This window comes from Rhizobium ruizarguesonis, from assembly GCF_017357285.1.
Taxonomy (GTDB): Bacteria; Pseudomonadota; Alphaproteobacteria; order Rhizobiales; family Rhizobiaceae; genus Rhizobium; species Rhizobium ruizarguesonis.
Map to the genome: position 1 here is coordinate 2929770 of NZ_CP071678.1, position 22362 is coordinate 2952131.

Sequence of the window (22362 nt, forward strand, 5' to 3'; positions counted from 1 at the left end):
AGGTTCACTGGCTAAGTCGGCGCTTCAGGCGGCGACCGCCTTCGCTCTCTCGGCAAAGGCGCCGCGAATGCTGTCGGCCACCGTCTCGATCGGGCCCGACACCTGCGAGGCGGTCAGCAGGCGGATATCGAAGGCGCCGAGTTCCGGCAGCCCTTCCTGAGGCCCGAGGATCGCCATGTCCTCGTTGACATAGGACAGCGGCAACGGCGCGATGGCGAGATCGGAAAGCACTGCGGCGCGCTGCGCCATCGTGTGACCGCTGAGATAAGCGACGCGATAATGCCGCTTGTTGCGTTCGAGCTGCGAGAGCGCTTCCTGGCGCCAGATGCAGCCATCCTCCCAGATCGAGATCGGCAGGGGGTCGCGGCGATGCGCCGAGCCGCACTTGGCCCCGGCCCAGACCAGTCGCTCGCGGAACACGACCTCTCCGCCAGTCGGGAACGGCCGTGTCGCACAGTTGATCAACGCGAGGTCGAGCCGTTGCTCTTCCATGCGCTTCTTCAGCCCCATGCTCATGTCGATCGTCACGTCAACCATGATGCCGGGATAGCTCTCGGCAAAACTCTTCAGAATGCTCGGCAGCAGCCGTTCGCCGATATCCTCCGGCGCGCCGAGCCGCACGACGCCGCTAAGCTCCGGCATGATAAACCGCGACACCGCTTCGTTCGACAGCGCCAGGATGTTACGGGCATAGGACAGCAACATCTCGCCGTGGCGCGTCAGCGATACCGAGCGGGCGTCGCGCAGAAACAGCGTTGCCCCCAGTTGTTCTTCAAGCTTCTTGATCTGCATCGACACCGCCGATGGCGTGCGGAAGACTGCCTCTGCGGCGGTCGAAAAATTGCCCGTCTCGGCGATGGCAACAAAGGTGCGCAATACATCGTTGTCGAGCAGCGGAATGGGACGGCGAAAGGGTATGCTCATCGTCGCATCTTTCAATTTTTCTGATTTATAACCCCATATCATTTTGTTTGATTGAATGTCAATTGAACCCGATATTTCGCGTGTCGGCAGCTAAATGCAGCCAAGGAGGCCCGACATGTCTCAAACAAGCATCTGGAATATCGTACAAGCCCTTTCCGCATTCAAGGCGCAGAGGCGCAGGGATGCCAACCATGAGCATGCGCTCCGGGAGTTAAGGCGCTTTCCGCCACATCTGCTGGCAGATTGCCAGCGCGAGCTAGAGTTGACCGTCCCGAAGCGCCGCGCGTGCGATGGGACGCGGTAGAGACGCTTCATCCCTTTGAATCCGCTCATAATCTGGGCAGATCGATGCCGGTCAACTCGCAACGTCGCCGCTCGACCTGCGCTGCAGCGGATGATAAGCCGGTCGAACCGCGATCACATCCCGCCCAGCAATTTGAAGGCGATGATCCACATCGTGAAAGCGACGAGCGTTTCCAGGACGCGCCAGGATGAGGGTTTCGAGAAGATCGGACGCAGCCGCTTTGCGCCATATCCGAGCGAAAAGAAGAACAGGAAGGAACCCGTCACCGCCCCTGCCGCAAAAGAAGCCTGCTCTCCCGGATATCGGGTCGATATCGTGCCGAGCAGCACGACCGTGTCGAGATAAACGTGCGGATTGAGCCAGGTGAGCGCGAGGCAAGTCGCGAGCGTCTGCCGGAAGCTCGACGTTTTGGCTTCCCCAGCCGTGAGAGCGGCGGACGACCGCAAGGCGGAATAGAGGCTTCTTGCCCCGTACCAGACCAGAAATACGGCTCCGCCGTAGCGCATGACAGGATCGAGCCAGGGCATGAACCTGGCGATTTGCTGGAGGCTGGTCACGCCAAGCACGATCAGCGCGGCATCCGATACCGCGCATGCGAGGCAGACGGCGAAGACATGTTCGTTGCGCAAGCCCTGGCGGAGGATGAAGGCGTTCTGCGCACCGATGGCGACAATCAGGCTGAGGCCCATCATCAGGCCGGTTCCATAGATCGAAAAATTCATCGCTTCGGCCAACGCCCCATTTCGGTGAGGTTGCGCTATCCCCATTGCGGGAATTAGGCTAATTAATTTGACTTACTCTGATTAAGCGAAACTAATCTATGCTCGACTATCCCGCTCTTCGCGCCGTCGCAACCATTGTTCAGACAGGCAGCTTCGAAAGAGCCGCGACCGTGCTGAACGTGACGCCTTCGGCCATTTCCCAACGCGTGAAGCAGCTCGAGGAGCGTCTCGGCGTCGTCCTCATCGTCAGAGGCACGCCGTGCACGGCAACGGAAAAGGGAGAATGGCTCTGCCGCCACATGGAAAATGTCGGCATGCTCGAAGCCGAACTCTTCGGGCAACTGCCGGCTCTCGTCGATCCCGACGAACCCCGCCAAAGGGTCACGCTTCAAATCGCGACGAATGCCGACAGCCTCGGGACATGGTTCGTCGAGGCTATGTCGAATTTCGCCAGGAGTTCTTCCTATCTGCTGAATATCGCCGTCGACGATCAGGACCACACCGCTGAATGGCTGCAGCGCGGGCGGGTGATCGCAGCCGTCACCAGCCTGGAAAAGCCGGTCCGCGGATGTCGGCGTTTTGCCCTTGGGGTTCTGCGTTACCACGCCACGGCAACGCCCGATTTCGTCGCGCGTCATTTTCCACAGGGCGTGACATCAGAGGCGATCCGCAACGCTCCGGCGCTGACCTTCAATCAGAAGGACAGGCTGCAGAGCAGTTGGATCAGGCGAACGTTCGGACGCGATCTCGATTATCCCACCCACTGGCTGCCGTCGCCGCAGAGCTTCGTCGAAGCGAGCCTTTCGGGCATGGGATGGGGAATGAACCCGACACAGCTGACCCGCGAGCACCTTGCATCCGGACGGCTGGTCGAGCTGGTGCCCGACACGCCGCTCGATGTCCCGCTCTACTGGCAGATAAATCGCCTCGCCGCCGACCGCCTGGCGGATCTGACGCGCAAAGTCGTCACCGTGGCCCAGCGCCGTCTTTGATGCATCACTCAAAAATGCAGCTTCATCCCAGTGACCGGGTCGCTTTTATCAGACGTAGGCCATGCGGCTGCCGAACTCACTGGTCTCGTCAAAATTCGTCGTGCCGATACGCTCGCTTTCGCCGGAAAGTTCTTTCGGAGCGTCACCGGCAGGCTTCGATGCAGCAGACGCCTGAGTTTGGCTGCTCTCGCTCGCTTCGAGCTTGGCGATCTTCGCCTCCAGCGTATCGATAGATTTTTCGATCGTGGCCTTCTCTTGATCGTCCTGGGTTTCCGACAGGGCTGCTTTCTTTTCGGCAAGCTGCGCCTCGAGAGAGGCAAGTTGATCCGACGAACTGGAAGACGAGGTTGAAACGGCTGAACTCAAAATGGTGGATGCAGAACTGGAAATTGCGCTAACCATGAGCATGACTTTCGATGATGGAATGTCATCGTTCTAGCCACGGATGGTAAAGGTTCAATAAATAAAGTACCAAACGGTACCAAAATAATGAGTGACGGTTCGCAAATATCGCTCTCTTATGTGATGGCAATGATCTCCAGTTCCTGGCCGCCTGTCTCCACCACATCGCCGACAGCCTTGCCCATCAGCAACCGCGCCACCGGGGAGACGTAGGAAATCGATCCCGTCTTGGGATCGGCTTCGTCCTCCCCGACGATTCGATAGGTCTGCACGCGCCCGTCGTCACGGCGGAAAGTCACCGTGCTGCCGAAGGCGACGATGTCGATTGACGTATGGTCAGGCATGAGCTGGGCAGTGCGAAGTCTTGCCGCTAAATAGCGAAGATCACGCAAAGGATTGGCTGTCTGCCGCCGCCGTTCGTTCACGTCGTCGATGATGCTCGCCGCATCATAGGCCTCGCGGGCCTGCTGGAAGTGCAGCTCCAGAGCGTTCAAACCCGCTTGCGTGACAAGGTTCGGATGCGCCGAAATCGGACGATCGGGCAGCAGGGTTTCCGAAGCGGTTTCGAAACTCTCTTCCTTGGTGAAAGCGACGGCCAATCTCGGACTCCGTTTTAGCGTGATGCGGTCTCGTAGCTGATGGGCTATTGCCCAGACCTCTGTTGGAACCATACACCGACTGCAGACGAACCGCCAATCGAGGCCATCGACGGCCGCTTTTCCTGTCACGCCTCCAGCTTGCGAGCGTTAGGAACGTCCTGCGCCGCATGGCGTTTATACGACGGTGCGCCGTGGCGCATCGGATACACTCTGCTAAACGCGGCCTAGGAGGAGCAAATGCCCGGCGAGCAGCGAGAGGGCCAGGACAAAGTCTGGACCAAAACATGCCTTCGTTCCTGACGGATGCCATGCCGCTGACGCCAACTTGGTGGGATATCGGCACGCGTATCACGCTGACATTGGTTGCCGGCGGCCTCATCGGCCTTGATCGCGAGCGCGGCGGTCACGCGGCAGGCTTCAGGACCACGATCCTGGTGGCGCTTGCCGCCTGTCTGGCGATGATCCAGGCAAACCTTCTTCTGTCGGTATACGGAAAGACGCCCGGCTCGTTCACGCAGATGGACGTGCTGCGCTTTCCGCTCGGCGTCCTGACGGGCGTGGGCTTCATCGGCGGCGGAGCGATCCTGAAACGCGGCGATATGCTGACCGGGGTCACGACGGCGGCGACCTTGTGGTTCATGACGGTGGTGGGCCTCTGTTTCGGGGGCGGTCAGATCCTGACCGGCATCGTGGCGACGGCGATTGGCTTTGTCGTCCTGTCGCCGTTGAAGCGGCTGGACACATGGCTGCGCTGCGAACAGAAGGCAACGCTTGTCGTCCGCGCCTCGAACGGCAATATCCCGGAGCTATCGGAAGTTCTGAACCCGCTCAGATGCCATGTAGGCTTCCTGTCACTCCAACGAACGGCCGATGGCAGCGCCGAGGTGACGTTCGAGCTGCGATGGCTCGCCAACGACCCTGACGCGTCGGCGCGCGCGATCGTGAACGCGCTTTCCAACACGCATGACGTGGCGGACTTCTCCATGAAGTCGATGACGACATAAGGTTTGCGGTTGCACGCCGGCAGTTCGACATCTCTCATTTCGAGACGTGCTGGGGCTTACCCTTGGTCTTGGTCGATGCGAACTCCTCAAGCTGTTTCTCGCTCATGGATTCGACCATTTGTTTCGAGGCGCCTTTGAGTTCGCTCTTGGGCGTCTCGCCACGCTTGGCCGAAAGTGCGGCACCTGCCGCCTTCTGCTGGGCCTTGGACTTGGCTGGCATATCGATCTCCTTTGCTCGAACAGGACGGCCGCCGGCGTCAAAGCTTCTTAAGCTCGCCAGGTTTGTGGGCGGCACGCTTTCCCGACGTGTCGCTCTCGACGATATATTGCGGCTCGGCCTTCGAGGCCTTCACGCTATAGCCTTTGATCTTCGTCGGACTGCTCTGCTTTTTGACCACCCTGCCCTCGGTCTTTCCCTGGCTGGTATTCCAGCTGACCTCATCGCCCCTCTTCAATTGCTTCGACATGGCAGGCTCCTTTAAGAGCATGATGCCGAAAAGTGTGAGCGGTTTTCGGACGACACCATGCTCTAATCATCCTGTTCCAAGGAGGCTGCGGCCCGGAAGCCGCGGCCTCCTGGCTGTCAGTTGATGGTGGCCCACTGGCTTCGGACATCCCTGGCGTTCTTCGACAGGTGGACGTGGGCGTCCACGTGGTCGACCCAATCGAGCGGGATCAAGTGGTGCTTGCCATCCCCCGAGTCGGTCTTCGTCAGCTTGATGCGCGTGGGGCCGTCGAGATGATCGACTGTGCCGACATGGGTGCCGTCGGCAGCCCGAACTTCCATATGTTCACGGATCTGCTCTGCGGAAATCATCGTTTCCTCCTTTGCATCATTGTCAGATACGAAGCGGCAACGACGTGGAGCGGACTTGGTTCCAAGCACGAGCGACCGTGTTCAATCTTCAGTCACTTCCCAGTTGTCATCCGGGTTGAAGCTCCTGATGCCAGCGGCTATTTTTTCGGTCTCCCGACCGAGATCGGCCTGGTAGACCGTGCCGTTAGCATTCACTTCGAACGTGTGCACGCCGGTTTCGCCATATCGGATCGGCCAGGCGATCAGTGCGAATCCTGCGATCATGTTGCCGTTGATCACGTAATCGAACTTTCCGCCCGCGATGTTCGGCCCCTGGCTTTCGATAATCCTGTAGCGATAGCCGTAATAGCCCTCGCCGGCCTTCGCTTTATCAAGCGCCGCATTGTCTTCGAGGGCGTTGCCCGCCGGGCTGTCACCCTCGCCCAGATCAGGCGACCAGTAGAGACCGTCAGTTTTGCCGTCGCTGCTGATCAGTTTCTGGGCATATTCCAGGACGCCGTCATCGTCGTGGTCGGCGGAAGAATATTCCTTTTGGGCGTCGACATAGGCCCGCATCGTGTCGATGGTCTGCAATTCGTTCTCGCCGACGCGACGATCGATGATCTCCTCGAACCCGGCATAGGTGTCGAAGCCCCATTTGCCATCGTCGCCCTTCGCGATCGGAAATGGCAGAGGCCATAATTTGTCGCCGATCTCAATGATCTTGCGGCCATCGACGTCCTTCACGACGATCTTCTTCTTCGTGCCGTCCCGGATCTGCGCGTAGGTGTCCATCACGCCTTCGCCCGCCTTCGCTTTCGCCGCATCAATTCCCAGCAGCGCCGCGAACTTGTCGAAATCATCAGCCGACAAGGCCGCCTTGAAGGCGTCGACGGCTTGTTCCGGCGTCTCGAATTCCGGGGGATCGCTCTGCGAAGCGAAGCCCGAGATGACGGTCGCATCGGATGGCTCTGCCGCAGATGTCGGAACCGGATTGGTGGCGAGAGCCGCAAGAGCGAACACAGAACCCAGAAGCATGTTTCTGACTGACTTGGTCATGACTTTCCTCCTTCTTTCGGTCACCGACGACCGCCGCCGCGGCCACCGCCACCGCCACCGCGGCCACCGCCACCGCCACCGCGGCCGCCGCCACCGCCGCGCATTTCTCTACCGCCGCCGCGATTGCTCCCGGCCATGGCCTGTCTGCCGCGGTTGGACTGCATCTGCGCGCGCCTGCCGCTGTCGACCTGACCGAGGGCTGATGGCTTTCTGGGCCGGTTGTCGACCCGGGCCGCTGGCTTCGCCTTTGCGACCGGACGTTTGGCGTTGCCCCCGGACCTTGCCTTTTCGCCAGCTCTGTTCGTCGTCCTCGCGTCGGGCCTGCGGTTCTGCGCGGCCTGCGCTGCCTTCCCGCCTCCAGGAGCCGCTCCCGTATTGCCTGCCTTGTTGCGGGCAGCACTGATCCTGTCCGCATCGATCTTGCTCTTGCGGACGTCGTTGACACTGATTTTGCCTGGCTGGTCGCGGATCGTGTTCGCACGGTCGTTGCCTCTAGCTCCGACCCTGTTGCCGGGATTCGCCTCGATACTGCTCCGGAAGGAGCTGCGGTCCATCTTGTTGAACTGCGCACCGTCGAACCCGATCTTGCTGCGATCGACATTCTTCCAGTCGACGTCGTTGATATTCACTTTGCCGTTGATGTTGTTGAGGCAATTGTTGCAGTCGATATCGACGTTGCCGTTCCAGCGCCCGCCCCATACGCCCCAGCGGTTCCAGTCGACGGCAGCGGCCCACACCGCTCCCGTCACCACGCCCGCAAAAAAGGTGGCGGTCGGATAGTAGTAGTTCGGATACGGCTCTGAATAGTAACCGATAGGCTCAGCCGCATAGTTTGGTTCATACAGCATCTCCGGCGCGTACTGCGGAACGTAGATCTTCTCAGGACTGGCGGAGACGATCACGACGTTGTCGTTCTCCTGGCTGACCTTGATCTTGTCGTCGGTCTTGATGATGCCGTCGGCGACCGCTTTGTCGCGCAGTTGCTGTATGGCGATCAGAACGTCCTTCTGCTGGACGGAGAGCGCCTCTCCGAGCGACTGCGTCCAGTCCAGATCCTCGCTCATCATCGTGACGATCTGGGGATAGTTCAGCAGCGATACGATGCTGCCGTCCCACGTCGTCTTCGGCTTGAGTTCGGGCTGCTTCTTCAAGGTTTCGAGAAACCGGGCTGCTTCTACGACCTGCAGCGGATAGAGCGACGCCGACGTGACGAGCGCGACCAGTTCGTCCGGATAAAGTGCAATCCGCGCCACCAGGATTTCGAGTTCGTCCTCACTCAGCGGCGCCGGCGCGTCGTCTTCCGCCGCCGCGGCGGGACTGGAAGCGGTCGGCTCCTGCGCGGCGGCGATCGGCGTCGGATGTGGCGAAAACGGGAAGCCTGCAAAAGGCAGGAACAGGCCCGTGGCGAGTAACAATGCGTGAGGTCTAGCCATCTCAAATCCTCCTTGCGGTCAGACATGGTGTGTAGGCTGTCGACTATTGTATCTTCGCTCGTGCCGCATCCTCCTCCGAGCGGAGAAGGATTGATAGCTAAACATCGGCCAAGCCGTCTTTTGCTCCAAATTTATAGCAAAGACAGCTCCAAGCGTAGTCGCGGGGCTGATCTGGGACGTATGTTACAGTAACACGCTTACAAAAGCGGAGTTCAGCGCGCTGGCTAAAATCGACCGCGGGCCGCTTGATCACGAAGTCACGGGCATGGACCACTGCCTCCTTTGAAGGCGATATGGCACGCCAATTATCAGTCACCGCAAGGGCGCGGCTGACGGCTAAAATATCGGCCAGGCCGTAGGTTACCAGAACCTACAGTATCATACTGTCTAGTTTGACTTATCGATGCTGTAGTTTTCGGTCTTGGCCTTCGGCCACTGGGAGGCAACGTTATGGCTGAAAGTGAAAAGTCAAATGCTCAGATGCTTAGCGCGGAAGAATTGAGACAGAAAGCTTTGGAACTGCAGCTGGTAGAAATGCAGCGTGATGACAAAGTCAAAGCGCGTGAAGCAAAAAAACACGCGGAGTTCGTCGATGACTTCTTCCGCAAACACGTCGGCGACAAGGAACGTGACATTATCAGGCGCGTCGTCATGAAGGCAGCCGCCGACGGCAAATCCGAGGCCATGGTCTATAGCTTTCCGTCGAGCTTCTGCACGGATAGCGGCCGCGCGATCAACAGTGCCCGGCCAGAGTGGCCGACGACGCTTCAAGGAAAAGCCAAGGAAATATATGATCTTTTCGTCGAAGTCGCCCGGCCTCACGGCTACAAGCTGAAAGCGATGGTCATCAGTTTTCCAGGCGGCATGCCGGGCGACATCGGCTTCTTCCTGAATTGGGAGGCACCAGTCGGCTAGGCCGCTGCGCAACTATGCGGTTCGTCAGCCATGGTTTCGGCCGGCGCATCAGCGCCCGCGGTCAACCCTTCGGCTGATGCTGCTTGGCAAGACCATCTTCGTCAAAGGCCAATCTGCGCCCAGTCTGGAGCGATCGGAGGCTACCCACTGGTAGCCTGAGTTCGCTTCAGCAGATGAATGAATTTCCGGGGGGAGTGGCATGCTTCAACGTTTTCATATGCCGATATTCAGGGGCCTGGAGGGATTTCGCGCGGACTGGCTGCGAAGCGATATTCCTGCGGGGCTGTCGATTGCAGCTGTCGGCCTGCCGAGTGCAATCGCTTATCCCGCAATCGCCGGCCTCCCCCCGGAAACCGGGATATATGCGAGTATCGTCGCGCCCGTTGCCTACGCTCTGTTCGGGCCGTCGCGGCTATTGGTGGTCGGGTCGGACGCCGGGACCATGGCGGTTCTCGCGGCGGTCATAGGAACTGTCATCGCCGCGCAACCTGCCGGCACATCAGCCGATCCGGTTGCGATCGCGTCTGCCCTGGCGCTCGGCGTCGGAGCCTTCTATTTTGCAGCACGGCTGCTCCGGCTGGGCGTCCTCGCAAGCTTTCTGTCCCGCCCGATTCTGGTCGGCTTCTTTGCCGGCGTATCCATCTCCATCCTTGTCGGGCAGATCGGCCGCTTTACCGGGGTGCGTATCGAGTCCGACGGACTCCTGCCGCCGATTGCCGAGATCATTCGCAAGAGTGCCTTGATCCATTGGCCGACATTGCTGTTCGGTCTCGCCATGTTCGCACTGTTGTGGATCGTGAAAGCCACACGGCTGCCTGTACCGGGACCCGTCGTCGTCGTCGTCGTTTCAGTCATTCTCTCCGCCATCTTCAACTTTGAAGCCGCAGGCATCCGCGTCGTTGGCGATCTCCCCACCGGGCTGCCGTCATTCTCCCTCCATGCATTCTCTCAAATGCCCATGGACAGGATCGTCCTTGGGTCGGCAGCCGTCTTTCTGATCAGTTTTGGCTCGAGTATCGTTTCTGCACGAAGCTTCGGCGCGCGCTCCGGCGAGGAGGTCGACGCCAACCAGGAACTGATCGGGCTGGGCGCGGCGAACATCGCCCCCGGCCTGTTTGGTTCATTTCCCATCGCCGTGTCCGACTCGCGTACAGCGATCAATCTTGCAGTCGGCGGCAGATCGCAGGCAGCCGGTCTCGTTTCCGCCGTGACCCTGATGGCGACGCTGCTGTTCTTGAATGGCGCCCTGCGCATCCTGCCGATCCCTGCCCTGGCGGCGATCCTGGCGGCAGCCGCAATCAGCCTGATCGACGTCAGCGAGTTGAGAAAGATATGGCACATCAGCCGCGCGGAGTTCGTCTTCGCCTTGATCGCCATGTTCGGAGCCATCAGCTTCGGAGTCCTGAACGGCGTCATCGTCGCGATCGCCGCAACCCTGATCTATCTCCTGCGCAAGACGATGTTTCCGAAAGACACGCTTCTCGGCCGCATTGCTGGACGCGATGGCTTCTACGACATGCAGCGCTTTCCGGAGGCCCGGGGCATTCCGGGCATCGCCATATGTCTCGTCCAGGGCAATCTGCTGTTTTACAACGCCGATTATGTCCGGATCCGGTTGCGCACCGTCGCTGACGGCCTGCCGGCCGAAACACGCTGGTTCATCCTCGACGCCAGCGCCATTGCGCATATCGACAGCACCGGGGCCGCAGCACTTGATGCCGTGCGGGCAAACCTCTCCGGGCGGGGCATCGTCTTCGGCGTCGCTCACCTGAACGCCGAGGTCACGGAGCTGCTTGGCCGCGCCGGCGTCGTCGACGGCATCGGAGCCGGAAAGTTCTTTGGCGACACGGAGGACGCGCTGCGTGCCGCGCGCCTGGGGGAAGGAAGCGACCGGCCTTTGGCCGGAGGTCATCAGTAAAGGGTCATGGAGGAAATGATGAACAAACGGCAGGACGACGACACAGAAGTAGACGAAAAGAAAGGCAAGAAGTCCTGGAACTACGACAAGGAAATCGTAAAGCTTCAGGTCGAGCTCGCGCATCTGCAGTCCTGGGTGAAAAAATCGGGCGCTCGCGTCGTGATCATCTTCGAGGGCCGGGATGCTGCCGGCAAAGGCGGGATGATTAAGCGCATTACCGAGCGCGTCAGTCCACGGGTCTTTCGCGTGGTCGCGCTGCCGGCCCCGACCGATCGCGAAAAGACGCAAATGTACATGCAGCGCTACTTCGCACATATGCCCGCTGCGGGCGAAATCGTCATATTCGATCGCAGTTGGTACAATCGCCCTGGCGTCGACCGGGTGATGGGATTCTGCTCCGAGAAAAAGGCCCGGCGCTTTCTTGAGTTGGCTCCCGGTTTTGAAGCCTCGATCGTCGAAAGCGGCATCACCCTGCTGAAGTACTTCCTGACGGTCGGCGAGAAGGAACAGGATCGGCGCTTCAGGCGGCGGATCGAGGATCCGCTGCGGCAGTGGAAGCTCAGCCCGATGGATGTCGAGTCGTACCAACGGTGGTGGGATTATACGGTTGCTTACGACGAGATGATCCGGGCGACGGACCGCCAGCACGCCCCATGGTGGATCGTGCCGTCAGACGACAAGAAGCGCGCGCGCATCAACTGCATCTCGCACATCCTGAAGTCGATTCCGTACGAAACGATGAAGTTCAACGCACCGGACCTTGGGAAACGTCAAAAGCGGCCCGCTGACTATGTCGAAGACAAAAGCATCCGGCATTTTGTGCCGGATGTGGTCGCCGAGCAGATGCAATAATCGAAGCCATGCGGGGACGACACCGCAATTTCAGGAGGAAGGCCCGCCCGGAACAGCACCGGCTGTCCGGCGCGGTGATGTTATCAATCAACAGGAGTGTGTGATGATCTATCCATCGATCCGTGTGCTGTCTATCGCCATTGCCTGCATTCTTCCCTTGGCCGGCATATCCGTTTCGCGAGCGCAAGCGGCCGGGCCGTTCGATCAATTTCCGATCGCCGTAGCCTGCGAATATAAAGGCCTGTACCAGATCTTCTATCTCACGAGATTGGAGGCGGATGGCGTGGCCACCTATGTCAATCCGAGCAAGCTTGCCGGAACGATATCTGTCGGCGGGACCGCCAAGGCCTTGGGCGAACCGATCGGTGGAAGTTGCCTCGGTAAAACACTGGAGGAGCTCAGGGCGTCGGGACAGATCCTCGATCTGAAGCACTAGATGCGGATGATTTTAGGCCGACTCGGCCTGAAATCTGAATCCGCATCTAAATCAAAGAAATAGAGCATGATGTCGCCCGAAAACCGCTTCACACTTTTCGGCATCATGCTCTAGCAACCTTCGTCCCGGATGTTTTGTCCGGCATATGACGATCAACGGCACGATCCAGCGGGAGGGAGGCTGCATCCCTGCCTACTCGATATTAAAGTTCGGACAGCGGAGCCTGGTGGGAAGTCCGTCAAGCATCGCCATCCAGGTTCGTCGTCGTTCGGAACGACAAAGGAGGGCAAGATGACCGCGGAGATTGAGCGAAAATTCCTCGTCGTAAACGATAGCTGGCAGGATCACGCCTCCAAAGGAGCCGCATTTTGCCAAGGCTACCTGCTGGTTAGGAAAAACCGCTTCGTGCGGGTCAGGATCATCGATAACGCACGCGGCGTCCTGACGATTAAACTCCGAACCGGGCGCCTGCGGCGCGAGGAGTTCGAATATGAGATTCCCTATGCCGAAGCCCTGGAAATGATCGCCTATGCAACGAGTGTGGTGGATAAGACCCGCTATGAGGTGAACCATCGTGGCTGCCTTTGGGAGGTGGACGTCTACAGTGGCGTCCACGACGGATTGGTTGTCGCAGAAATCGAGCTTGCCAACGAAAGCGACCAACCTCCCTGCCCGCCGTGGCTCGGCCCGGAAGTGACCGGAAATCCCGCATTTTCCAATCGTACGCTCGCAATGCTCGTGCAACGCAACGACTACCGCAGCCGCAATGTATCAAGGCTGCAACCTGATGGGCAGCCTTCCCAAAGGAGGGAACAATGAGTGTCTTGGTAACGGGCGGCAGTTCCTCCGTGCCGGGTTGAAAGCAAAGACCTGATGCTAACGCATCGGCAGTCAGCGCTGCAGGTCGTAGCACTGCGCCCTGCGGCTCCCGGTCTGGCAGGTCGGCGAGAAATGGAGGCGATAGCGCCTTTCCTTCATGCATTCGCTGAAGCCATTGGGGTCGGGTGGATCCTTCCACAGATGGACGAGTTCGCAGTGCTTGCGGACATTGATGAAGTCTTCTGTTCTCTGGGTGGCGTCAACTGAAGTCGCCGAAGCGGCTAATGCCAAGAACATCGCGCGACTCAAGGCAGCCGACGTCTTCAAGATAAGGTGCTCTCAGAGAACGCCTGGGTCATGCCGATATCCTCTTCGTTTCCCCCGTCCGCGGCCACAGGATGACGGCAAACAGCAGCGCGTAGATCAAGGCTGCTGCGACATAGACGATGCGGGTGGCGAAGGATTCCGCGGCGCTGCCGGGCAGAGGCGAGACCCCGAGGCCGAACAAAATCAGGAAGGTCGTCAGAGCGCCGGCAAATATCGGTGCGTCCTTCGAGCGGGCGGCCGCGCGCCCTCCGATGAGGAGGACCACGATGAGAACGATGAGGAAGATCGAGAAAAGATTGGGGCGCAGTGATAGCGCGGCATACGCAACGGAGGCGAGCACGCCGCCGAAGAGGTTGACGAGCACGAGCCCGATCGCCGCCCGCGCGCTCGCGGCAACGTCGAGCTGCCCGAGCAGCGACGCCACGGTTATCGGAATGACCGCCGCAGCGGTCAGGTTGTCGCTCGTCAGGCAGATCACGACGGAGCCCAGAAGGATAACCGTGTTGGCCAGTGCCCGACCCAAGGCCGGCGGCCGCTCGTCGATCGGCGCCGCCTCGATCTGGTGGGAGAACGGCTCGGGAAAGACTGCATGTGCAAGCCACATCAGAGCCGCGCCCGACAACACCCCGGTGACCAGGATGGACAGGATGGAGTTGGCGAGTTCCTTGTTGAGGATGCCGAGCAGAGGCACGATAATCGCGACGACGAGCACGAGAAAGACGGCCGGCCCTCCCTTTCCCGTCGACTGCGCGGCAAAACACACAAAATAGGTCAACCCCAGGACGAGAAGGAAGGGTGCGGGACGCTCGCCGAGGACGTCGGTCAGAACCATCATCGCGATCCCGGCGATCAGCATGACCATCGCCGCGCCAACCGTCTTCGCAAGCGGCATGGGCCGCGAACTACCGAGCAGAAACTGGGCGGCAAAGAGCGGACCGAGGAAGGGCACGATGGCCCCCGCATAGACTGCCAGCGTGAAGCCGATCGAGACCGCGAACGCAACCCGCAGCCCCTTGCGTTTCTGCTCCTCGACCGCGGGGCTCCTCTCAGCGGACATAGGTCAGCACCGACATGATGCGGATCCAGAGCGATCCCCAGGCATTGGTGACCGGGTTGTCGCCGGTGTAGATGACGACGGTCGCCTGCGAGCCGTAGCGTACGCCGCCCTTGGGCCGCTGCGCCTCCTCGATGATGAGGCGGACCGGAAACCGCTGCGGCTCCTGGACCCAGCCGGTATCGCTTCTGATCGTCGGCAATCCGGTGTTCGGGTCCGTGCTGCCTTGCGATACGCCAAAGCCCACACTCTCGACGGTCGCTGGAAACAGTCGACCGGGAAGCGCGTCGAAAAGGATTTCCGCTCTGTTGCCGACGGCGACCTTCTCCAGGCTGTTCTCCTTGAATGCCGCGCTGATCCAGATGGTGCCGGCGTCGATGAAGGTCATCGCCGGCTGGCCGGCTGAGACCACCTTGCCGATGGTGAGCTGAAGGTTGGTCACGACCCCGGCCGAAGGTGCCTGAACGGTGGTCCGCACCAGATCGAGTCGTGCCTTTTCGAGCGCTGCCAGAGCTGCCCGGAGCTGCGGATTGTCATTTCCGCTCGGCCCGAGCTGCTCCTTGGCCTTGACCAGCTCAGCCTCAGCACCGGTGACGGCCGCCTCTGACTGACCGAAAGCCGATTTGGTTGAATCAGCGCGCGCTTTGGAATACACGCCCCTCTTTTGCAGCTCTGCGGCGCGCGCAGCTTGTTCGCGAAGATTGTCCCGATCGACTTGGGCCGTTACGAGCTTTGCCTGCGCCGCATCGACAGCAGCCGTTGACGCGCCCATTGACTGGCCGACACTTGCGAGGCTCGCCTCGGCCTCACTGACCGCGAGTTCATAGCGCTCGGGATCGATACGAAAGAGAATCTGATTGGCCTCGACGCGCGAGTTGTCGGTGACGCCGACTTCCACGACCCGGCCGGTGACTTCGGGCGCGATGCCGACGATATAGGCTTGAACCTGGGCCTGCGATGTCGACGGCGTACGCCGCTCCATGAAGATGGAGAGAACGAACAGGGCGAGCGCCAGCAGGACGACGATGAGTGCTATCCTGCGGAGTGGATTCCGAGGCGTTGCGGAAATGGCAGGCTCGTCCAAGTTTTCGGAAACCACGGCAATATCCTTCGGAAGCGTTTCGTTTCGTGGAAGCGCAAAGTTTCAGCACGCAAAGTTCAGCGCTGGACGTCTGTCGCGATGGTCGTTACCGGGAGATGGAACGCAAGTAGGTAACCGTAACATACGCCTCGCGATGGCTTGCCATCGGCCTAAAGCATGTCGCTCAAAACTGTGCAGCGGTTTTGCGATGACGACATGCGTTGGAAATAAAGACCTAAACGTCAGGAGCGAATCTGAAAGACTGCGACGCGCTTTAGTCGCGCGCATCAGCGAGCGGGTGGCGGTGCCGAGGCGTCGAGCGCGCCCTCTATCTCCTTGGAGAGTTCTGCGATCAATTCCTGATATTCGACGACGCGTTCGTCGCGCTTCGGATCGGTTGAGACGTTCCATTTTAGCAGCGCCGATTGGGCGTCGGCAAAGTCCCTGCAGATTTCCCGAAAGTCCTCACTGCGGGCAGACAGATCATCGATCGCCTCGATCCTGGCTGGAAATTGCCGACGGACTGCGGTCGTGCCTTCGTCCATGGTTCACTCCTTAACGGCATAGGAACGCTGCCTCTGCAACGTGTGCCCGGCTCAATCTTCGTGGACGACGATCCGTTCGTGGAGTATGTTACCGTAACATACGGTCTGGCAGTGATGTGACTCAACGGGGATTGGGGCAGACATGCAGACGTGGATACCAGCAGAGGGGTCTGCAGCGCTCATTTCTTCAGGGCTGGTGCCTCAAGCCGACGAGATCAGGGAGCAGCTGGAACGTGTCGTCTCCAGCCCTGAATTTCCAGGCGTCGGTCGCGCCGCCACGTTTCTCCGCTATGTCGTCTCGGAAACCCTCGAGGGCCGGGGCAACCGGATCAAAGCCTATTCGATCGCGATCGAGGTGTTCGGCCGGGATCCCGGCTTCACCCAGGACGATCCGGTGGTCAGGATCGAGGCCGGACGGCTGCGGCGGTCGCTTGAGCGCTATTATCTCGTCGCCGGGCAGCAAGATCCGGTCAGGATCGACATTCCCAAAGGAGGATATGTTCCAACCTTCACCTGGTCCTGTCCGGCGTTAGTCGACATTGGAGGCGAAGACGCTGGCGAGACATCGGCCTCTGAGGTCCGTCCCGGACGCTGGTGGCGCGCAAGAAGGGTCTTGTGGCCGGGTGCTGCTGCGCTCGCTGCAGTGGCTATTTCGCTATATTGGATCGGGGCGCGATCTTCCGCTCCGTCGCTCGAACGCGCCGCAAGCCTATTGCCCGATCGTCCGGCCCTCGTGGTTGCCCCCTTTGCCAATCTTGGCGAAGGGCCGGAGGCGCAGCTCTACACTGCCGGCCTGACCGAGGAACTGATGACCATCCTGCCACGGTTCAAGGAGATCAAGGTCTTCGGTCGCGAAACGTCCAAGTCCCTCCCGGCGGATGTGGGGGCATCGAAGATCCGGGCCGAATTCGGCGCACGCTATCTCCTTGCCGGCGGTGTCCGCATGTCGGGAAAGCGCCTTCGTGTGACGGCCAGACTGCTTGATACGTCGGACGGCGAGATCCTCTGGTCGGAGAATTATGACAATGATCTCGCATCGGGGGACCTGTTTGCGATCCAGACGGATGTCGCCAGAAAGGTCGCAACCGCCATCGCCCAACCCTACGGAGTCATGGCACAGATCGACTCCGCCAGTCCGCCGCCGGACGACCTCGGTGCGTATGAGTGCACTCTGCGCTTCTATGCCTATCGCTCGGAGCTGAGCGCCGAAGCGCATGCGCGCGTCCGGGATTGCCTCGAGGCCGCACTGGCGCGGTTTCCGAAATACGCGACCGCCTGGGCGATGCTGTCGATCGTCTATCTCGATGAGGACCGGTACAAGTTCAATCCGATATCAGGCCAGGATACAGTCATACAGCGTGCACTCGATGCCGCCAGGCGCGCAACGCAGATCGATCCGAACAATACGCGCGGACTTCAAGCGCTGATGACGGCGCTGTTCTTCGACAAGCAGCTTGCTGAATCACTTCGCGTCGGCGAGCAGGCGCTCGCCACCAACCCCAACGACACCGAACTGATGGGCGAGTTCGGAACCCGGCTTGCGATCGCTGGCCAGTGGCAGCGCGGAGCAGACCTTCTGGACCAGGCCATTGCTCTGAACCCAGGAAGTGGCGGCTTCTACCATGGAACGCGAGCCTTGGCCGCCTACATGCTCCGCGACAACCACACCGCCGTGCTGGAGATCAGACAGGCGAACATGCAGAAGTTCCCTCTCTTCCATGTTGTCGCCGCCATCATCTATGCGGAGGCAGGCATGATGGACGACGCCCGGCGGGAAGGACAGGTGTTTGTCAGCATGCGACCTGACTTCCTGCCGAACGTTGTAACGGAACTCGCAATGCGCAACATGCAGCCTGAAGATCGCGACCGTCTGATCGAAGGACTTCGCAAGGCGGGAATGACCGTGCCCGATCCGAATGCAATTGCGTCGACCGCCGACACCTCGGATCTGCAACCCCGCTGATGCTGCCTCCCCGACCGTAACATACCCGATCATACGGGTAAGGCATCTCATCTTCGCATAGTCTCGCCTCAGTGCTGACTTCGACAGCCGCAGCGCGCGGCGTCGAGGCCTGCTCAAACTTGACGTCGCTACGAGGAACAGCAGTGAGCACAAGATGTCGCGATGGCCGAATTCAACCAGGCACTTCCCCAGGTCTGAAATGGATCTCGGCTCTCCTGCTGCTCTGCGCATTATCCGGATGTGGTGGCCACGCGAAGAACGTGCTCATCCCTGTTGCCGATAGCGCGCCGAACTCCACCAAAGTCGACATGCTCGTGGCCACGACGCGCAGCCGCTCCACGATACAAGGCGAGATGTTCACGGGCGAGCGCGCACTCGCCCCGGCCTTTGCCGACATCACCGTATCTATCCCCCCTGCAAACGTCCGCAAGATCGGCGAAGTCGCCTGGCCGAGGAGGCTTCCTTCCAACCCGGCAACAGACTTCGCAACCTTGAAAGCCGATGAGATCACGCGCGACGACGCCAAGAAATGGCTGAGCGCCTCAGTCAGGAGGAGCCACGACCGCAGCGTGCTCGTGTTCATCCACGGCTTCAACAACCGGTTCGAAGACTCCGTCTATCGCTTCGCCCAGATCGTCAAGGATTCCGGCGTCCATAGTGCGCCGGTGCTGGTGACATGGCCCTCGCGCGGCAGTCTGCTTGCATATGGCTATGACAGGGAGAGCACCAACTACACGCGTAACGCATTGGAGACGCTCTTCCAGTATCTCGCCAGGGATCCTGAGGTGAAAGAAGTCTCGATCCTTGCGCATTCCATGGGGAACTGGCTGGCGCTGGAAGCGCTTCGCCAAATGGCGATCCGCAACGGCCGCCTTCCCGCCAAGTTCGAGAATGTCATGCTGGCCTCGCCCGACGTGGATGTCGATGTCTTCCGCCAGCAGATCATCGACATGGGCAAGCAGCATCCGAAGTTCACCTTGTTCGTTTCGCGAGACGACCGCGCGCTCGCGGTATCCCGCAGGGTATGGGGCGACGTCGCCAGACTCGGCGCCATCGATCCCGAGCAGGCCCCCTTCAAGACGGAACTAGCCGACAGCCAGATCACGGTGATCGACCTCACCAAGGTCAAGGCGGGCGACAGTCTGAACCACGGAAAGTTCGCGGAATCGCCCGAGGTCGTTCAGTTGATCGGCGCACGGATTTCCGATGGCCAGACGCTGACCGACAGCAAGGTCGGGCTCGGCGACAAGATCCTTGCCGCGACGACGAGCACGGCGGCGGCGGCGGGCAGCGCAGCCGGCCTGATCCTTGCCGCCCCGGTCGCCGTCGTCGATGCGGATACCAGAGATAATTATGCCGGCCAGGTCAGCGGCCTCGCGGGTCCTGTGGGTACGCCACCGAAGGCATCCGAGTGCACCGCCGCAGGCCGATCGAAGGAGTCGTGCAGGCAATGACGGTTCAGGAACCGGCAAACTGACGTTCATAGAGATCAGGATAAACAATGCCACTACTTTGCAAGATCCGTATGTTTAAACCACTTCTCACGGCGGTTGCCCTGGGTTCCGTTCTCCTTTGTGCCTCGATTGCTGTGGCGCAGAGCGTGACGCCTGCGAGCCCACAGCCAGAAAGTGTCCAGCGCTTTATCGGCATGTTCTCGGATCCTGACGTCCAACGCTTCCTGCAGCAGCAGTCGGAAGCAGCCAAGACCGCGGCGGAACCGCCCTTGGAAACCCGGAACGCAGACCCTTCATTCTCGGAATTCACGATGCGATTCCGTGCCCATGCCTCAAGTCTTCTCGGCGCCATCCAGTCCTTTCCTCAGGAGACGATGCGAGGCGGGGCCGTGCTCGAACGGGACATCCAGGCGAATGGCGGGACGCGGCCGATCTTCCTGGTCGCCGCCTTCGTCGCCGTCGGGCTGGCCGCGCAGTGGCTGTTCTGGTGGATCAGCGCCGGCTGGCGCTCATGGATGGCACGCGCGCCCTATGCGACGGTTCGCGAGAGAGTGATCGCACTGACTGCAAGGCTTCTGTGGGCGGCATGTTACGTCCTTTCCTTCGGCCTCGGCAGTATCGGCTTCTTCCTGTTGTTCCAATGGCCGCCTGTTATCAGGGAGGTCGTCGTCGGGTACCTCTTCGCGATCGTCGTCTTCCGTCTGGCGAGCGCTCTTTTCGACGTGTTTTTGGCGCCACGGGCTGAAGAAGAGAGCCGGTTTCGTGTCGTACCGATCACTGGGGATGCCGCTGGCCACTGGGCGAAGCGCCTGGGCTATCTCGTCGGCTGGTATGCCTTTGGCTGGGTGACTATCCGCCTGCTCGGCGCCCTTGGCTTTTCCGACCCGGCCCGGCAACTCGTGGCCTATTGCCTCGGCCTCGTGCTCCTCGTCATCGGCATCGAAGCCGTCTGGAGGCGTCCGTCCCGATTGTCTGCCGGCCAAGCCAGCCGGATCGGCCTACGGGCGCGGAACTGGCTCTGGACGGTCTACTTCGTTGCCGTCTGGCTGCTGTGGGTGGTCGGAGCCATGAAGCTGTTCTGGATCGCGGTGGTCTGTGCAGCGCTGCCCGGCGCCATCGCCCTCACCAAGGCGTCGGTCGACAATATCCTGCGCTCTTCCGCGGCCGAAGAGGACGGCCACAAAAGAGGCACCGTCGTGTCGGTGATCGTGGAGCGCGGCATAAGGGCGGCGCTGATCGTCGGAGCGATCGTTCTGCTCGCAGACGCCCTGGGCATCAGGCTGACGCAGATGACAATGCAGGATTCGCCGGCCCTGCGCCTCGTGCGTGGACTCCTGAGCGCCGGGATTATTCTCCTGGTCCTCGACCTCGCCTGGAACGTCGTGAAAGTCCTGATCGATCGCAAGTTAGGCGACACCGAGGCCGTCCTTGAAGTCGGCAGCGAACGGGAGCGGCGGCGCACTCGTATCAGAACCCTGCTGCCGATCCTTCGCAATTTCCTCATGATCCTCTTCGTTGCCATTGCGATCATGATGGCCCTCTCATCGCTGGGGGTCGAAATCGGACCGTTGATCGCAGGTGCAGGGGTAGTTGGCGTCGCCATCGGCTTCGGGGCGCAGACGGTGGTGAAGGACGTCATCAGCGGGATGTTCTACCTGCTCGACGACGCCTTCAGGGTCGGAGAATATATCCAGAGCGGCAGCTACAAGGGCACCGTCGAGTCGTTCAGCTTGCGATCCATCAAGCTCAGGCACCACCGCGGTGCGGTCTACATCGTCCCCTTCAGCGAGCTCGGTGCTGTGCAGAACATGAGCCGCGACTGGGTGATCGAGAAGATGACGATCACCATCACCTACGATTCCGACATCGACAAGGCCCGCAAGATCATCAAGAAGATCGGCCTGGAGCTGTTCGAGGATCCGGAGTTCAAGCCGACGACGATCGAGCCGCTGAAGATGCAGGGGATCGATAGCCTGGGGGACTCCGGCCTGCTTCTGCGCATGAAGGTCATGACCCTTCCCGGCCAGCAGTTCACGCTGAAGCGTCGGGCTCTGCGGATGATCCATCAGGCGTTCAACGAAAACGGCATCAAGCTCGCCGTGCCCACGGTTCAGGTCTCGGGCGGCAAGGACGACGCTGTCGCAGCCGCTGCCCAGCAGACGCTCGCAGCACACAACGCAGCCGCAGCCGCAAACCCGGCCTGAGGGCGGAATCTTCGAGGAAATGAACACAGACGAGAGCAATAGGAAGAAATGAAATGAAGATCCTGGTCATTCCTACGCACATGCTTGCGACACTTGCCGTCATCATGACGGTCTGCGCACCCGTCCTCGTTCCCACGGCGGCCGAAGCCCGTCGCGGCGTAGCGGCATGCGGCCCGAGAGGCTGTGGTGCCGCGGCCTGCGGACCGCGCGGATGCGCTGCAGTCGGAAGCACCCGCCCTGCCGTTCGGCCGCCCGTCCGGCGCGGCGTCGTGGTCGTCGCCCCTCGCCGCTACTGGCGCCCGGGTACGGCAATCGCCGCAGGTGCTGCCATCGGCTTCGTCGCCGGAGCTGCCGCCGTTTCACTGGCGGGCACGCCGCCGCAGTCCGGTCAATGCTGGTACTACACCTCGCCCGCCAAGACGACGGGCTTCTGGGACGTGTGCCCGCGCTGAGCGATCCGGCAGAAAAACTGCCAGCTCGTTTGGTTCTCTTCGTCGCCTGCCCTCCCATGAGTGGGGAGGACCTCGATTTCCAGGTCACAAATTTTAGAGGGTACGTT

The 22362-nt window shown here is 60.5% G+C and carries 25 protein-coding genes; 12 read left to right on the forward strand and 13 right to left on the reverse strand.

The window, feature by feature from the left end:
- Positions 1 to 24: 24 nt before the first annotated feature.
- Positions 25 to 966 (reverse strand): LysR family transcriptional regulator, encoded by a 942-nt coding sequence (locus J3P73_RS14510; protein ID WP_018074580.1) that lies wholly within the window; start codon positions 964 to 966, stop codon positions 25 to 27.
- Between the two features lie 73 nt (positions 967 to 1039).
- On the opposite strand from J3P73_RS14510, the gene J3P73_RS37555 reads away from it, so the two are divergent.
- Entirely contained in the window at positions 1040 to 1228 is a 189-nt protein-coding gene (locus tag J3P73_RS37555) for a hypothetical protein (RefSeq protein ID WP_018074579.1), read from the forward strand.
- Positions 1229 to 1341: 113 nt separating this feature from the next.
- Here the strand turns inward: J3P73_RS37555 and J3P73_RS14515 are convergent, their stop codons facing one another.
- Positions 1342 to 1950 carry a LysE/ArgO family amino acid transporter gene (locus J3P73_RS14515; RefSeq protein ID WP_075224927.1) on the reverse strand — a complete coding sequence of 203 codons (609 nt, stop codon included), beginning with the start codon at positions 1948 to 1950 and terminating at the stop codon, positions 1342 to 1344.
- A 98-nt stretch (positions 1951 to 2048) separates the two neighbouring features.
- On the opposite strand from J3P73_RS14515, the gene J3P73_RS14520 reads away from it, so the two are divergent.
- A complete protein-coding gene (locus tag J3P73_RS14520) occupies positions 2049 to 2942 on the forward strand; it encodes a LysR family transcriptional regulator ArgP (protein ID WP_130691986.1) in 894 nt (297 codons plus the stop codon).
- 48 nt (positions 2943 to 2990) lie between these two features.
- Here the strand turns inward: J3P73_RS14520 and J3P73_RS14525 are convergent, their stop codons facing one another.
- Together J3P73_RS14525 and greA are read right to left on the reverse strand one after the other, a co-directional pair.
- Entirely contained in the window at positions 2991 to 3350 is a 360-nt protein-coding gene (locus J3P73_RS14525; protein WP_075224906.1) for a hypothetical protein, read from the reverse strand.
- A 110-nt stretch (positions 3351 to 3460) separates the two neighbouring features.
- On the reverse strand, positions 3461 to 3943 hold the full coding sequence (gene greA, locus J3P73_RS14530; RefSeq protein ID WP_075224905.1) for a transcription elongation factor GreA: 483 nt from the start codon (positions 3941 to 3943) through the stop codon (positions 3461 to 3463).
- Between the two features lie 284 nt (positions 3944 to 4227).
- Here greA and J3P73_RS14535 point away from each other — a divergent pair, with 284 nt between their 5' ends.
- Complete coding sequence (locus tag J3P73_RS14535; protein ID WP_130691988.1) at positions 4228 to 4947, forward strand: MgtC/SapB family protein; 720 nt, start codon at positions 4228 to 4230, stop codon at positions 4945 to 4947.
- Between the two features lie 34 nt (positions 4948 to 4981).
- Here the strand turns inward: J3P73_RS14535 and J3P73_RS14540 are convergent, their stop codons facing one another.
- From J3P73_RS14540 to J3P73_RS14560, 5 genes are all read right to left on the reverse strand, one after another.
- Positions 4982 to 5167: a DUF3008 family protein gene (locus J3P73_RS14540; RefSeq protein WP_018074573.1), complete on the reverse strand. Its 186-nt coding sequence runs from the start codon at positions 5165 to 5167 to the stop codon at positions 4982 to 4984.
- 37 nt (positions 5168 to 5204) lie between these two features.
- The gene (locus tag J3P73_RS14545; protein WP_018074572.1) at positions 5205 to 5414 is read right to left on the reverse strand and encodes a hypervirulence associated TUDOR domain-containing protein; all 210 of its coding nucleotides are present in this window, start codon (positions 5412 to 5414) and stop codon (positions 5205 to 5207) included.
- Positions 5415 to 5530: 116 nt separating this feature from the next.
- A complete protein-coding gene (locus tag J3P73_RS14550; RefSeq protein WP_018074571.1) occupies positions 5531 to 5764 on the reverse strand; it encodes a DUF2171 domain-containing protein in 234 nt (77 codons plus the stop codon).
- Between the two features lie 81 nt (positions 5765 to 5845).
- Positions 5846 to 6802, reverse strand: a complete 957-nt coding sequence (locus J3P73_RS14555) for a DUF2950 domain-containing protein (RefSeq protein ID WP_024322112.1) — start codon at positions 6800 to 6802, stop codon at positions 5846 to 5848.
- 20 nt (positions 6803 to 6822) lie between these two features.
- Positions 6823 to 8235 (reverse strand): DUF3300 domain-containing protein, encoded by a 1413-nt coding sequence (locus J3P73_RS14560; protein ID WP_075224902.1) that lies wholly within the window; start codon positions 8233 to 8235, stop codon positions 6823 to 6825.
- 450 nt (positions 8236 to 8685) lie between these two features.
- Between J3P73_RS14560 and J3P73_RS14565 the strand changes: the two genes are divergently transcribed.
- The 5 genes from J3P73_RS14565 to J3P73_RS14585 all read left to right on the forward strand — a co-directional run bounded on the left by J3P73_RS14565 (position 8686) and on the right by J3P73_RS14585 (position 13175).
- Positions 8686 to 9150 carry a hypothetical protein gene (locus J3P73_RS14565; RefSeq protein WP_024322114.1) on the forward strand — a complete coding sequence of 155 codons (465 nt, stop codon included), beginning with the start codon at positions 8686 to 8688 and terminating at the stop codon, positions 9148 to 9150.
- A gap of 199 nt (positions 9151 to 9349) precedes the next feature.
- Complete coding sequence (locus J3P73_RS14570) at positions 9350 to 11068, forward strand: SulP family inorganic anion transporter (RefSeq protein ID WP_018074568.1); 1719 nt, start codon at positions 9350 to 9352, stop codon at positions 11066 to 11068.
- Between the two features lie 6 nt (positions 11069 to 11074).
- Positions 11075 to 11920, forward strand: coding sequence for a polyphosphate kinase 2 (ppk2, locus tag J3P73_RS14575; protein WP_018074567.1), 846 nt, complete (start codon positions 11075 to 11077; stop codon positions 11918 to 11920).
- Between the two features lie 103 nt (positions 11921 to 12023).
- Positions 12024 to 12356, forward strand: a complete 333-nt coding sequence (locus J3P73_RS14580) for a hypothetical protein (protein ID WP_018074566.1) — start codon at positions 12024 to 12026, stop codon at positions 12354 to 12356.
- Between the two features lie 291 nt (positions 12357 to 12647).
- Positions 12648 to 13175: a CYTH domain-containing protein gene (locus tag J3P73_RS14585; RefSeq protein WP_130661755.1), complete on the forward strand. Its 528-nt coding sequence runs from the start codon at positions 12648 to 12650 to the stop codon at positions 13173 to 13175.
- Positions 13176 to 13247: 72 nt separating this feature from the next.
- On the opposite strand, the gene J3P73_RS14590 is transcribed toward J3P73_RS14585, so the two are convergent.
- The 4 genes from J3P73_RS14590 to J3P73_RS14605 form a co-directional block, all read right to left on the reverse strand.
- Positions 13248 to 13502: a hypothetical protein gene (locus tag J3P73_RS14590; RefSeq protein WP_245002675.1), complete on the reverse strand. Its 255-nt coding sequence runs from the start codon at positions 13500 to 13502 to the stop codon at positions 13248 to 13250.
- A 28-nt stretch (positions 13503 to 13530) separates the two neighbouring features.
- The gene (locus J3P73_RS14595) at positions 13531 to 14559 is read right to left on the reverse strand and encodes a DUF2955 domain-containing protein (protein WP_018074563.1); all 1029 of its coding nucleotides are present in this window, start codon (positions 14557 to 14559) and stop codon (positions 13531 to 13533) included.
- On the reverse strand, positions 14549 to 15655 hold the full coding sequence (locus J3P73_RS14600) for an HlyD family secretion protein (protein ID WP_018074562.1): 1107 nt from the start codon (positions 15653 to 15655) through the stop codon (positions 14549 to 14551). The genes J3P73_RS14595 and J3P73_RS14600 overlap by 11 nt, the downstream gene beginning before the upstream one ends.
- A 269-nt stretch (positions 15656 to 15924) precedes the next feature.
- Positions 15925 to 16182 (reverse strand): hypothetical protein, encoded by a 258-nt coding sequence (locus J3P73_RS14605; RefSeq protein ID WP_018074561.1) that lies wholly within the window; start codon positions 16180 to 16182, stop codon positions 15925 to 15927.
- Between the two features lie 142 nt (positions 16183 to 16324).
- Between J3P73_RS14605 and J3P73_RS14610 the strand changes: the two genes are divergently transcribed.
- The 4 genes from J3P73_RS14610 to J3P73_RS14625 all read left to right on the forward strand — a co-directional run bounded on the left by J3P73_RS14610 (position 16325) and on the right by J3P73_RS14625 (position 22255).
- Positions 16325 to 18145, forward strand: coding sequence for an adenylate cyclase (locus tag J3P73_RS14610; RefSeq protein ID WP_018074560.1), 1821 nt, complete (start codon positions 16325 to 16327; stop codon positions 18143 to 18145).
- A gap of 143 nt (positions 18146 to 18288) precedes the next feature.
- Positions 18289 to 19599, forward strand: a complete 1311-nt coding sequence (locus tag J3P73_RS14615; protein WP_018074559.1) for an alpha/beta hydrolase — start codon at positions 18289 to 18291, stop codon at positions 19597 to 19599.
- A 47-nt stretch (positions 19600 to 19646) separates the two neighbouring features.
- Positions 19647 to 21803: a mechanosensitive ion channel family protein gene (locus tag J3P73_RS14620; protein ID WP_018074558.1), complete on the forward strand. Its 2157-nt coding sequence runs from the start codon at positions 19647 to 19649 to the stop codon at positions 21801 to 21803.
- A 53-nt stretch (positions 21804 to 21856) separates the two neighbouring features.
- Complete coding sequence (locus J3P73_RS14625) at positions 21857 to 22255, forward strand: hypothetical protein (RefSeq protein WP_018074557.1); 399 nt, start codon at positions 21857 to 21859, stop codon at positions 22253 to 22255.
- The last annotated feature ends 107 nt before the right edge of the window (positions 22256 to 22362 follow it).